Annotated in this window: 10 protein-coding genes; 8 read left to right on the forward strand and 2 right to left on the reverse strand. The window is 62.5% G+C overall.

Annotated features, from left to right (window positions below):
* Positions 1 to 82 precede the first annotated feature (82 nt).
* From AB8A50_RS01800 to AB8A50_RS01820, 5 genes are all read left to right on the forward strand, one after another.
* Entirely contained in the window at positions 83 to 1093 is a 1011-nt protein-coding gene (locus tag AB8A50_RS01800) for a Gfo/Idh/MocA family protein (RefSeq protein ID WP_439057867.1), read from the forward strand.
* Positions 1094 to 1169: 76 nt separating this feature from the next.
* Positions 1170 to 2321 (forward strand): DegT/DnrJ/EryC1/StrS family aminotransferase, encoded by a 1152-nt coding sequence (locus AB8A50_RS01805; protein WP_439057869.1) that lies wholly within the window; start codon positions 1170 to 1172, stop codon positions 2319 to 2321.
* A 43-nt stretch (positions 2322 to 2364) separates the two neighbouring features.
* Positions 2365 to 3897 carry a murein biosynthesis integral membrane protein MurJ gene (murJ, locus tag AB8A50_RS01810; RefSeq protein ID WP_439057870.1) on the forward strand — a complete coding sequence of 511 codons (1533 nt, stop codon included), beginning with the start codon at positions 2365 to 2367 and terminating at the stop codon, positions 3895 to 3897.
* Positions 3898 to 3999: 102 nt separating this feature from the next.
* A complete protein-coding gene (locus tag AB8A50_RS01815) occupies positions 4000 to 6297 on the forward strand; it encodes a xanthine dehydrogenase family protein molybdopterin-binding subunit (protein ID WP_439057872.1) in 2298 nt (765 codons plus the stop codon).
* Between the two features lie 92 nt (positions 6298 to 6389).
* Entirely contained in the window at positions 6390 to 6836 is a 447-nt protein-coding gene (locus AB8A50_RS01820; protein ID WP_439057874.1) for a c-type cytochrome, read from the forward strand.
* A gap of 77 nt (positions 6837 to 6913) precedes the next feature.
* On the opposite strand, the gene AB8A50_RS01825 is transcribed toward AB8A50_RS01820, so the two are convergent.
* The gene (locus tag AB8A50_RS01825) at positions 6914 to 7336 is read right to left on the reverse strand and encodes a CHRD domain-containing protein (protein ID WP_439057876.1); all 423 of its coding nucleotides are present in this window, start codon (positions 7334 to 7336) and stop codon (positions 6914 to 6916) included.
* A gap of 164 nt (positions 7337 to 7500) precedes the next feature.
* Here AB8A50_RS01825 and AB8A50_RS01830 point away from each other — a divergent pair, with 164 nt between their 5' ends.
* The 3 genes from AB8A50_RS01830 to AB8A50_RS01840 all read left to right on the forward strand — a co-directional run bounded on the left by AB8A50_RS01830 (position 7501) and on the right by AB8A50_RS01840 (position 11259).
* Positions 7501 to 8421 carry a c-type cytochrome gene (locus AB8A50_RS01830; RefSeq protein WP_439076559.1) on the forward strand — a complete coding sequence of 307 codons (921 nt, stop codon included), beginning with the start codon at positions 7501 to 7503 and terminating at the stop codon, positions 8419 to 8421.
* 157 nt (positions 8422 to 8578) lie between these two features.
* Positions 8579 to 9553: a DMT family transporter gene (locus AB8A50_RS01835; protein ID WP_439076560.1), complete on the forward strand. Its 975-nt coding sequence runs from the start codon at positions 8579 to 8581 to the stop codon at positions 9551 to 9553.
* 275 nt (positions 9554 to 9828) lie between these two features.
* Entirely contained in the window at positions 9829 to 11259 is a 1431-nt protein-coding gene (locus AB8A50_RS01840; protein WP_068738114.1) for an aldehyde dehydrogenase family protein, read from the forward strand.
* A gap of 199 nt (positions 11260 to 11458) precedes the next feature.
* On the opposite strand, the gene AB8A50_RS01845 is transcribed toward AB8A50_RS01840, so the two are convergent.
* Positions 11459 to 12418 (reverse strand): SMP-30/gluconolactonase/LRE family protein, encoded by a 960-nt coding sequence (locus AB8A50_RS01845; protein ID WP_439076561.1) that lies wholly within the window; start codon positions 12416 to 12418, stop codon positions 11459 to 11461.
* Between the last annotated feature and the right edge of the window lie 104 nt (positions 12419 to 12522).

A 12522-nucleotide genomic window follows, 5' to 3' on the forward strand; every position in this document is an offset into this window, starting at 1 on the left:
TGTGGCGGGCATGCTAGGAGAACCCACGGCGCCAGTATGGTGAATCGCCGCGCCGGCTTTTAAGAATTCTGAGGTTTGTTGAATGGTGTCGAAAGAAACTTCCGCAGCGAAGGATGCGGTGCGCACGCTGCGGGTCGGCGTCGTGGGCGCAGGTGTCATGGGCACCAATCATGGCCGCGTGCTGGCCGGGCTGCCGGGCATCGAAATGGTCGGCATCGTCGATCCCATGCTCGAACATCGCACCCGCGCCGAAAAACTGATCGGCTGCAAGACCTTTGCCGATCTGGACGCACTGCTGGCTGCCGGCGTCGATGCCGTGACCATCGCAGCGCCCACTCACTTGCATCACGAAGTCGCGCTCGCCTGCATCGCCAAGGGCATCCATGTCCTGGTCGAGAAGCCGATAGCATCGACCGTGGAAGAGGGACGCGAGATCGTCGATGCCGCGCAAAAGGCTGGCGTGACTCTGATGATCGGCCATGTCGAGCGTTTCAACCCCGCCGTCGCCACCATCAAGAGGGCGATCGAGGGCGAGGACATTCTGTCGATCGGCATCACGCGCGTCGGCCCGTTCCCGCCGCGCATGTCCAATGTCGGCGTCGTCATCGATCTCGCCGTGCATGACATCGACCTGATCCGCTGGTTCACCGAGAGCGACATCGTCGAGGTGCAGCCGCAGCTCGCTTCCGCCGTCGCCGAGCGCGAAGACATCGCGCTGCTGCAGTTCCGCACGGCATCCGGCGTACTCGCTCATATCAACACCAACTGGCTGACGCCGTTCAAGGCGCGCACCGTCACGGTCGCGACGCGCGGAAAATATGTGATGGGCGATCTGCTGACCCGTCAGGTCACCGAATGTTTCGGCTTTAAGACCGATGGCAGTTATTCGATGCGGCATCTGCCGGTCGGGCAGGACGAGCCGCTGCGCGCCGAATTGATGGCGTTTCTCGATGCGGTGCGGACCGGCGGCGTGCCGGCGGTGACCGGCGAGGAGGGCGTTGCTTCCCTCGAAATCGCGATCCAGTGCCTTGAAGCGCCGAAGAAGCGCGCGGCCACAGCATCACGTCCGGCGCCCCGCAAGGTGGTTGGCTGACGCAAGCGCGGCCCGGCGCATGCATACGCCGGCGTCCAATATCCAGACTTCAACACGACTCTGCAGGCCAGGCATCATGAACCAGCACACCCGCATCGACCCCGTTCCCTTCATCGACCTCAGTGCGCAGCGTCAGCGGCTGGGTGCGTCGATCGACGAGGCGGTCACCCGTGTGCTCAATCACTGCCAGTTCATCAATGGTCCGGAAGTCGCCAGGCTCGAAGCAGAACTCGCCAAATATTGCGGCGCCAAGCACGTGATCAGCTGTGCCAGCGGTACCGACGCGCTGATGATGGTGCTGATGGCCAAGAAGATCGGCCCGGGCGATGCCGTGCTGTGCCCGTCCTTCACCTTCTGCGCCACCGGCGAGGCCGTGGCGCTGGTCGGCGCGTCGCCCGTATTTGTCGAAGTCGATGAAGTCACTTTCAACATCAGCCCTGAATCCGTGAAGCGTGGCATTGCCACCGCCAGGAAGGCCGGTCTGAAGCCCCGGGCGATCATCCCGGTCGATCTGTTCGGCCAGCCCGCCGATCTCGATGCGGTCAACGCCATCGCCGAGGCCGAGGGCCTGTTCGTGCTGGAAGATGCTGCGCAGGCCTTCGGTGCCACCTATAAGGGCAAGCGTATCGGCACCTCGGCGCTCGCCACCACCACCAGCTTCTTTCCGGCCAAGCCGCTCGGCTGTTTCGGCGACGGCGGCGCGATCTTCACCGATGACGACCAGCTCGCCGAGGACCTGCGCAGCATCCGTATCCATGGCCAGGGCTCCGACAAATACGACAATGTCCGTCTGGGCATCACCGGCCGGCTCGACACCATCCAGGCCGCGGTGCTGCTGGAAAAGCTGAAGATCTTCGACGACGAAATCGCCGCCCGCAACAAAGTAGCCGACCGCTACGCCCGCAGCCTCGGCAATCTCGTCACCGTGCCGCGGGTCGCCGAGGGCAATACGTCGATCTGGGCCTGCTACGTGATCCGCCTGCCCAAGGGCACCGACCGCGACGCCTTTGCCAATGCGCTGAAGGCGCAGGGCGTGCCGACCGCGATCTATTATGCGAAGTCGATGCATATGCAGACCGCCTACAGGGATTATCCTGTCGTTGATGGCGGCCTGCCGGTCTGCGAGGCGCTGTCGGCCGATGTCATCAGCTTGCCGGTTCATGCCTATCTCGACGAGGCCACCCAAGATCGTGTCATCCAGGCTGTGCGCGACGCGCTGGCGGCCTGATTTGGCCGTTTTGCACCGCCGCTTCATGCTATAGAAGCGGCTGATGCTGGGACGCATTTTCACCGTCGGCGGATATACGCTGCTCTCGCGGATCACCGGTTTCGCGCGCGACATCATGCTCGCGGCGATCCTTGGCGCCGGGCCGGTGGCTGACGCCTTCTTCGTAGCGCTGCGACTGCCCAATCATTTCCGCGCCATTTTCGCCGAAGGCGCGTTCAATGCCGCTTTCGTCCCGGCCTATGCCCATGTGACGGGAAAGGGCGGCCCGGCATCGGCGCATTTGTTTGCCGATCGCATCTTCACGCTGCTGTTCGCATCACAGGTCGTCCTGCTCATTTTGGCCATTCTGTTCATGCCGCAGGCCATGAGCGTCCTGGCGCCGGGCTTCACCGATGATCCCGCGCAGCGTCATCTCGCCATCGAGCTGACACGCATCACCTTTCCCTATCTGCTGCTGATCACGCTGGTGACGCTCTATGGCGGCATGCTCAACGTGATGCAGCGTTTCGCCAGTGCTGCTGCGGCCTCGATCTTCCTCAATATCTCAATGATGGCGACACTGGCGCTGGCTGCGTTCTTTCCGAGTGCAGGTCACGCCGCCGCCTGGGGTGTGCTGATTTCGGGCTTTCTGCAATATTTCCTGCTCGCCGGCGACTTGCAGCGCCATGGCGGGCTACCGCGTTTTGCGCCGCTGCGCCTCGACGAGGACGTGCGCGGCTTCTTCCGCGCGCTCGGCCCGGCGACGCTGGGCTCCATGGGCACGCAAGTCGCATTGTTTGCCGATACCATCATCGCGACCTTCCTGCCGGTCGGTGCGCTGTCGGCGCTGTACTATGCCGACCGTCTCAACCAGTTGCCGATCGGGGTGATCGGCATCGCCATCGGCACGGTGCTTCTGCCTGAAATGTCGCGGCGGATGGCGGCAGACGATCACGTTGGCGCCATGGGCGCGCAGCGCCGTGCCTTCCTGTTCTCGCTGTTGTTCTCGCTGCCCTTCGTCGCCGCATTCCTCGTGGTGCCCGATGTCATCATGCGCGCGATGTTTGCCCGCGGGGCCTTCACCAAGGCAGATGCTGCTGTCGCTGCGGCGACGCTCGCCGCCTATGCCATTGCGCTCATCCCCTTCGTGATGATCCGCAGCGCGGTTGCAACTTTCAACGCCCGCAAGGACACCACGACGCCGATGATTGCCGCGCTCACCGGCATCGCAGTCAACGTCGCGCTGAAGATTCTGCTGATGGGGCCTCTGGCGCAGATTGGCCTCGCGCTTGGCACCGCGGCGGGAGCCTGGATCAATCTGTTGCTCGTGATCTTCTTCGCCATGCGGGCCGGCTATCTCGAATTCGACCGCGCATTCCTGCTGGCACTCGGCAAATTCGCGCTGACCGGCGTGGTCCTCGCTGCGGTGCTATGGGGGACCGCGCGTCTTGCGGCGGAGCAGTTCGCGGGCCTCACCAGCCTCCGCGACGAAGCGACGCTGGGAGTTCTCATCATCGTGACCGTCCTGGTCTATTCGGCATTGGTCCTGACGCTTTTCGGCAAAAGCTGGTTGCGCAGCCTGGTCCGCGCCAGATAGCTCGCTTCATCGTGTCCCAAAGTCGGGCAGGGCGACGCCCCGTGCCACTTGCCGCCGTTCTCCCGCAGTGTAGATTGAGTCTAAACTGCATGCGGAGGAACGATGGCCCCCATCAAATTCGGCGTTGGACAGAGTGTCCTGCGCAAAGAAGACGACGCCCTCATTCGTGGCCGTGGCCGCTATACCGACGATCATGCGCCCGTCACGCTGCATGCCCTCGTGCTGCGCTCGCCGCATGCCCATGCCAATTTCACTATCGATGTCAGCAAGGCGCGCACACTTCCGGGTGTCGCTGCGATTCTGACGGCGGAAGACACCAAGGACCTCGGCGGTCTGCCCTGCCTGTTCAATCTCGAAGATCATCCTTTCACCGGGCCGGATTATCCGATCCTCGCCGCCGGGGAAGTCCGCCATGTCGGCGACGCCGTGGCCTTCGTCGTTGCGGAGACTGTAGCGCAGGCGCGTGATGCGATTGAGGCGATCGAAGTCGACTGGAAGCCGCTGCCGTCCGTGAACGGTCTGGTCAATGCCGTCGCCAAGGGCGCGCCGCAGGTATGGGCCAAGCATGCCGGCAATGTGCTGTTCGATGTGCCGATCGGCGACAAGAAGGCAGTTGATGCGGTGTTCGCCAAGGCACCCGTGATCGCCGACGTGAAGATCGTCAATCCACGCGTCATCATCAATTATATGGAGACGCGGGCGGCGATCTGTGAATACGACGCCAAGCGCGATTACATGACGCTGACCATCGGCAGCCAGGGCAGCCATCGTCTGCGCGACATCCTCTGCGACAACGTGCTGAAAATGCCGAAGGACAAGATGCGCGTGATCTGCCCCGATGTCGGCGGTGGTTTCGGCACGCGGCTGTTTCCCTACCGTGAATATGCGCTGGTGGCCTTTGCCGCCAAGAAGCTCGGCAAGAATGTGAAATGGGCGGCGGATCGCACCGATCACTTCCTCGGCGACGCGCAGGGCCGCGACAATGTCACCCATGCACGCATGGCGCTGAGCGAGGACGGCAAGTTTCTCGCCATGGATGTCGACCTGATGGCTGACATGGGCGCGTATCTGTCGACCTTTGGACCTTACATCCCGCATGGCGGCGCCGGCATGTTGCCGGGTCTCTACGACATCCAGACATTCCATTGCCGCGTGCGCACGGTGTTCACCAACTCCGTGCCGGTGGACGCCTATCGCGGCGCCGGCCGTCCGGAGGCGGCTTACGTCGTCGAACGTCTCGTCGATCAATGCGCGCGCAAGCTCGGCATGTCGCCGGATGCGATCCGCCGCAAGAACTTCATCCCGCCGAAGGCGATGCCGTACAGGACCGCGACCGGCAAGGTGTACGACTCCGGCGATTTCACGGCGCATATGAAACGCGCGATGGATGTTGCGGGCTGGAAGGAATTTCCAAAGCGGGCCAAGGCCGCGAAGAAAGAGGGCCTGGTTCGCGGCATCGGTATGGCCACCTATGTGGAGGTCTGCGGCACCATGGGCGACGAGACCGCCAATGTTGCTGTGGGCGCTGATGGCGACATCACCATTTTGATCGGTACGCAGTCGACCGGGCAGGGCCACCACACAGCCTATGCCCAGATCGTCGCCGAACAGTTCGGGGTGACACCGGACCGCGTCCACATCGTCCAGGGCGACACGGCGAAGGTCGCGACGGGCCTCGGCACCGGCGGCTCCGCTTCGATCCCGACCGGTGGCGTCAGCGTGCAGCGCGCCACCAGGCAGCTCGGTATCAATTTGAAGGAGCTCGCGGCAAATGTGCTGGAAACCAGCGTCGCCGATCTCGAGATCGATGGCGGCGTGGTGAAGATCGCCGGCACCGATCGCTCGGTATCATTCGCCGACCTCGCGAAGAAGGCTGATCCGTCGAAGCTCAATGCGTCGGAAACCTTCAGCAGCGCCGACGGCACCTTCCCCAACGGTACCCATCTGGTCGAAGTCGAGATTGATCCTGCGACCGGCAAGATCGCCATTGTCAATTACGTCATCGTCGACGATTTCGGCGTCACGCTGAATCCGTTGCTGCTGGCCGGCCAGGTGCATGGCGGCACCATGCAGGGCATCGGCCAGGCGCTGATGGAGCAGGCGGTCTATGATCCCGAGGACGGCCAGCTCGTCACTGGCACTTTCATGGACTATGCGCTGCCGCGCGCGGCCGACGGCGCGCCGATTTCGTTCGAGACCCACAACATCCCCTGCGTGACCAATCCGCTGGGGGTGAAGGGGGCGGGCGAAGCCGGCGCCATCGGCTCTTGTCCGGCCGTGATGAACGCCATCATAGATGGCCTCTATCGCGAATACAAAATCGAGCACATCGACATGCCTGCAACCCCGGAGCGGGTCTGGATGGCGATCCGCGAGCACGAACGGCTCCACACGCTGTAGGGCGCCGCCGCCGGGAATAGCCGGATGGCGGCGGGGTTCATCTACATGTTGCGAACTAGTCCTAATTGAATTCCAAACAGGGGTATTGGTTGATGAAACGTGCGCTTCTCGTTGTCGGAGCTTTGCTGTTGAGTGTGGGGGCGGTCTCGGCCCAGCAAGAGATCGTCAAGGAACGCCAGACGCTGATGAAATCCAATGGTCGCGCTCTTGGCGGCACACTCAGCGCGATGGCCAAGGGCGACAAGCCCTATGATCAGGCCGCGGTCGAGGCCGCGCTGACCGTGCTGGACGAAACCGCCAAGAAGCTGCCGACACTGTTTCCGGACAGCACCAAGGGTCTGAAGGCCGAGGGTGACTATTCGACGTCGCCGAAGGTCTGGGAAGACAAGGCCGGTTTCGATGCCCACATCGTCACCTTCGCCAAGGCCGTCACCGACGCCAAGGCCAAGATCAAGGATCTCGACAGCCTCAAGGCGAATGTCGGCGGCATCGGCAAGGCATGCGGCGGCTGCCACGAGACGTTCAGACTGAAGATCTGAGCTCGATTGTGAACTCTGAATGAAAGGGCGAACGCCGCAGCGCTCGCCCTTTTGTTCAACCATCGTCGATTCGAATGTTACTTCGTGACCTGTCCGCGGATCTCGCCGCCTTTGTTGGCCTCAGTGTGGATGTTGACATAGTACTTGCCGGCCAACAGGTCGGCGGCCTGTGCGTCGGTCAGCGTGGCGCTGCCTTCGGAGCCGGATGTGGCTGGTGTGATCGGTACGGCCACTCCGGCATTCTTGCCGGCTTCGGCGGGGCCGTGGAAATGCGCCATGGTCGCAGGACCCGTGAGGCCGGAATAGGTCAGCTTCCAGGTCAGCTTCTTGGTAGCGGGATCGAAGTCGATATCGGCGGTGCCCTTGCCGACGCTGGTATTGGCGGGCACTTCGGAAGCGCTGTTGAGGGTCGCCTTCATCTTGTCGGCGCAAGCGGGGCCGGCGAGGGCGATGCTGGTGCCGAGCGCGAGGGACGCGAGCATGATCGAACGAGGTGACATGGTTTTCTCCCTGATGATGGTGAGGTCGTCATGGCTGGAAACATCCGAGACGCCAATTCATTCCCCCGGGAGCCTAAGGGATGGATCACGGTTTCGTTCCGGCAGCGACTGTTCAAGGCGATGCGCCCGTTGATGTTTGACCCGGATACCGATTGGACATGCACGTGCTGAAACGGCTTTTCATTCTCGCATTTGTCGCGGCTGTCATCGGCCTCGGCGTGTTCTGGTGGCTGACGATTCCAGTAACGGTGGCTGCGAGCACGCTCCCGCCGCACACGCCCAATCCCGGCAATGGCGCAGTGGTCTTCAATGCCGGTGGCTGCTCGTCATGCCATGCGACGCCGGCGCAGCAGGATCGGCTCAAGCTTGGCGGCGGGCTGCCGCTCACGTCGCCGTTCGGTACGTTCTATGTGCCAAACATCTCGCCGGATCCGGTCGCCGGGATAGGCCGCTGGAGCGAGGCTGATTTCGTCACGGCGCTGTTGAAGGGGACGTCGCCGAACGGTTCGCATTACTTTCCGGCCTTTCCCTACACGTCCTATCAGCAGATGAAGATGGAGGACGCGCGCGATCTGTTCGGCTATCTAAAGACGCTGCCACAGGTCGCCAGCAAGGCGCCGGATCATGCGGTGCCATTCCCGTTCAACATCCGGCGCAATCTCGGCGTCTGGAAGCTGCTGTTCCTCGATGGCAAGCCGTTCGAGGCGGATGCATCGAAGTCGCCGCAGTGGAATCGCGGCAGCTATCTGGTGAATGCGCTGGGCCACTGTGCCGAGTGCCACAGCCCGCGCAACGCGCTGGGCGGCATCGTGACGGCACAGCGCTTTGCCGGAGGTCCGAATCCTGATGGAGAGGGTTGGGTACCTAACATCACCCAAAAGCGTCTCGGTGACTGGAGCGAAAAGGACATCGCGTATTTTCTCGAAACCGGGCAGACGCCGGACGGCGACACCGCCGGTGGCTCAATGGCCCGCGTGATCCGCAATACCTCCCAGTTGAGCGCAGACGACCGCTCGGCGATGGCGCTCTATCTGAAGTCGCTCCCTGCGGTGGAGGGGCCCATCAGACCCGCCAAAAAGGGCTAAAACCGCCCGCGCAAGGTTGGGTTGTGGCGAGGTGCAGCCCTGCATGGAAACCCGCCAAGCCATGTCACATCGGCGGTTTTCGTGAGGAGGCTCACGTGATTGTGTGCTGCAACATGAACGCCCCCGCGATTCCCCTGATCTCCATTTCCCCGAACTCATGAACATCTTCAAAGCCGTGTCGCTGAAGATTGCGAGCACCATGGCGTTTGCCATCATGGGCGCGCAGGGTCGCTATCTCGGCAGCGACGTGCCGCTCGGCGAGATCGTGTTCGCCCGCGGGTTGTTTGCGCTGATCCCGATCGTGCTGTTCTTCGGTTGGCGCGGTCAGTTGCGCGGGGCGCTGCGTACCAACCGTGTCTCCGCGCATCTGGTGCGCGGCTCGTTCAGCGTGATCGGCACCTTCTGCACCTTTGGCGCGCTGGCGCGGCTGCCGATCGCGGATGTGACCGCCATTGCCTTCATCGCGCCGCTGATCACCGTGGTGTTCGCCGCGATCTTCCTGAAAGAGCAGGTCCATGCCTATCGCTGGTCGGCGGTGGCGATTGGCTTTTCCGGCGTGATCCTGATGCTGTCGCCGTATTTCCACGACCACGCGGCGCTGACCACGTCGATGATCATCGGTCTGTCGCTGGCGCTGCTCAATGCCTTCTCGTCGGGCGGTGCGACCATCCAGATCCGCCGGCTGACCGCAACGGAGTCCTCATCCGCGATCGTCATCTTCATGACGCTGATCGTGATGGCGGCATCGCTGCTCACGGCGCCATTTGGCTGGCGCTGGCCGACGAATTTCGAACTGGCACTGCTGGTCGGTATCGGCATTTCCGGCGGCCTCGGGCAGATGCTGTTCACCGAGAGCTATCGCTATGCGCCGGCGTCCTTCCTGGCGCCGTTCGACTACACGGCGATGCTGTGGGCCTTCTTGTTCGGCTTCTGGATGTTCGGCGAGGTGCCGACGCCTTACGTGGTCGGCGGCGCGGTAATCGTCGCGGGCGCAGGCATCTTCGTCATTCTGCGTGAGCGCCATCTCGGCCTGAAGCGGCTGCGTGACACACCGATGTCGCCGATTTCCACCATGGCCGATGATGAAGCCGATCCGGATGCGCCTATTGCCGTCCGCGCAAAGTCGCGCTGATTTTTCGGTCAATTTTGTTGCAACGCACACTGCGTTTTGCTGGCAAGTTGCGACGTTTCGATTTTAGAACGCGCGCAAATCACGGGGCCTTGCTCCTGCCACGCGGCTGGATTTATATGCATTTGCTGCTTTCACGCGGCATCCCGTGCATGACGGGCTCATGAGGCGAAATGACCGCGCAAGGGTGCTTGCCGGATGTGTCGTTCCTTCCCAGATAGACCCGGCTGCACAGAATTTTCTGACGACAGACGTTCCCGAAATCAAAGAGGTTACCAATGGTCAACCGCCTGCAATTCTACATCGATGGCGCCTGGGTCGATCCCGTCGTCAAGAAGACTACCCCTGTCGTGAATCCGGCGACTGAAGATGCGATGTACGACATTGCGCTGGGCTCCAAGGCCGACGTCGACAAGGCTGTCGCCGCTGCCAAGCGCGCTTTCGAGACGTTCTCCCAGACCACCCGTGAAGAGCGCATCGCACTGCTCGAAAAGATCATCGCGGTCTACAAGACCCGCATGTCGGATATCGGTGCGTCGGTCTCCGACGAGATGGGCGCTCCGCTGCCGATGGCCGAGAAGCTGCAGGCCGGTGCCGGCCTCGGTCACCTCGTCGCCACGCTCGACGTGCTGAAGACCTACAAGTTCGACGAGGCGCACAACGCCGCCATGATCACGAAGGAGCCGATTGGCGTCGTTGGCATGATCACCCCGTGGAATTGGCCGCTGAACCAGATTGCCTGCAAGGTCGCGCCTGCGCTCGCCGCCGGCTGCACCATGCTCTTGAAGCCGTCGGAATACACCCCGACCTCAGCGCTGATCTTCGCGGAAATCCTCCATGAAGCCGGCGTGCCGAAGGGCGTGTTCAACCTCGTCAACGGTCTCGGCCCGGATGTCGGCGTCGCCATGAGCGAACATCCCGATATCGACATGATCTCCTTCACCGGTTCGACCCGCGCCGGCATCGACGTTGCCAAGCGCGCCGCGAATACCGTGAAGCGCGTCAGCCAGGAGCTCGGTGGCAAGTCGCCGAATGTGATCCTTGACGGCGCCGACTTCGTGAAGGCCGTCACCGGCGGCGTCGCGCACATGTTCAACAATTCCGGACAGTCGTGCAACGCGCCGAGCCGCATGATCGTGCCGCAGGCGAAGATGAAGGAAATCGCCGCCATCGCGAAGGCCCAGGCGGACAAGACTAAGGCCGGCGATCCGCGCGCTGATGGCACCGTCATCGGTCCGGTGGTCAATCGCGGCCAGTGGGACAAGATCCAGGGCCTGATCCAGAAGGGCATCGAGGAAGGCGCCACGCTGGTCGCCGGTGGCCCCGGTCTGCCGGAAGGCGTCAACAAGGGCTTCTATGTGCGTCCGACGATCTTCGCCGACGTCACCGAGAACATGACCATCGCGCGCGAGGAAATCTTCGGGCCGGTGCTCGTGATCATGGGGTCCAAGGACGAAGCCGATGCGCTCCGCATCGCAAATGACACCCCGTACGGCCTCGCTGGCTACGTCTCAGCTGACACGGTCGAGAACGCCCGCAAGTTCGGCCGCCGCATCCGCGCCGGCAACGTCAACCTGCAGGGTGCTCCGAACGACCGCACCGCGCCGTTCGGCGGCTACAAGCAGTCGGGCAACGGCCGCGAATGGGGTAAGCACGGTCTTGAGGACTTCCTCGAGGTCAAGGCAATCGCCGGCTACACCGCGGCGTAAGACCGCGTAACAGAAGCGCGAGCTTCGTGACTGAAAACGCCGGCATGGAGCCATCCATGCCGGCGTTTTTGTTTCTACGACGGTCTCTCCGCCGTCATTGCGAGGAGCGAAGCGACGCGGCAATCCAGAAGGCCACAAGCGTGGAAAGACTGGATTGCTTCGCTACGCTCGCAATGACGTTGAGAGGGCGGTGTACCCGTCAGCCCCCCAGCGCTCCCTGCGTGTTCACATACACGGCATAGATCGACTGGCTCGATGCCATGAACAGTCGGTTACGTTTCACGCCGCCGAAACAGACATTGGCGCAGCGCTCGGGCAGCGCGATGCGGCCGATCTGTTCGCCATCGGGCGCGAAGATGAAGACACCGTCCAGCTCCGGCTTGCCCATGCCCCAGCCGCACCACAGATTGCCATCGATATCGCAGCGCATGCCGTCGGGCGTGCCTGGGCCCGCATCGATCAGTACGCGCTTGTTCTTCAGCGTCTTGCCGTCCGCGGCAACGTCGTAAGCGAGAATCTTGCGGTTCGGCACGCCGCGGGATTCCACGACATAGAGCAGCTTCTCGTCGGGCGAAAAACACAGTCCGTTCGGGCCGAGCACATCATCGGCGACGATGGTGGACGTCAACGTATCGCCGTCGATGCGATAGATATTCTGTCCGATCTCGGATGGCGCTTTGTTGCCCTCATAGTCACTCATCAATCCGAAGGGGGGATCCGTGAACCAGATCGAGCCGTCGGACTTCACTACGACGTCATTCGGCGAGTTCAGCTTCTTGCCTTCGAAATTGTCCATCAGCACCGTGATGGAGCCGTCATATTCGGTGCGGGTGATGCGGCGGCCGTGTTCGCAGGTGATCAGGCGTCCCTGGCGATCCCGCGTGTTGCCATTGCCGTAATTCGACGGCTTGCGGAAATCGCTGACCGCGCCGGTTTCCTCTTCCCATTTGATAATGCGGTTGTTGGGAATATCTGAACACAATAGATAGCGGCCGTCACCGAACCATATCGGACCTTCGGCCCAGCGCATGCCGGTCGCGATGCGTTCAATGGCGCCGAGCTTGATCCAGTATTTTTCGAAGCGGGGATCGAGGGCGTGAATGGCGGGGTCGGGATAATAGGTCGCCGGCTGCCAGCCGCGCGATGATGTGTCGGACATTGGCGTCTCGTTCTCTGTCGTTTCCTCGGATGCGTTTGCTAACATTGGCGAGGGTAGGCGGCAAGCAATGCCGGTTCCACTGCCTTGCCGTCGCGCCCGCGCCG

Source organism: Tardiphaga sp. 841_E9_N1_2 (genome assembly GCF_051811065.1).
Classification (GTDB): Bacteria; Pseudomonadota; Alphaproteobacteria; order Rhizobiales; family Xanthobacteraceae; genus Tardiphaga; species Tardiphaga robiniae.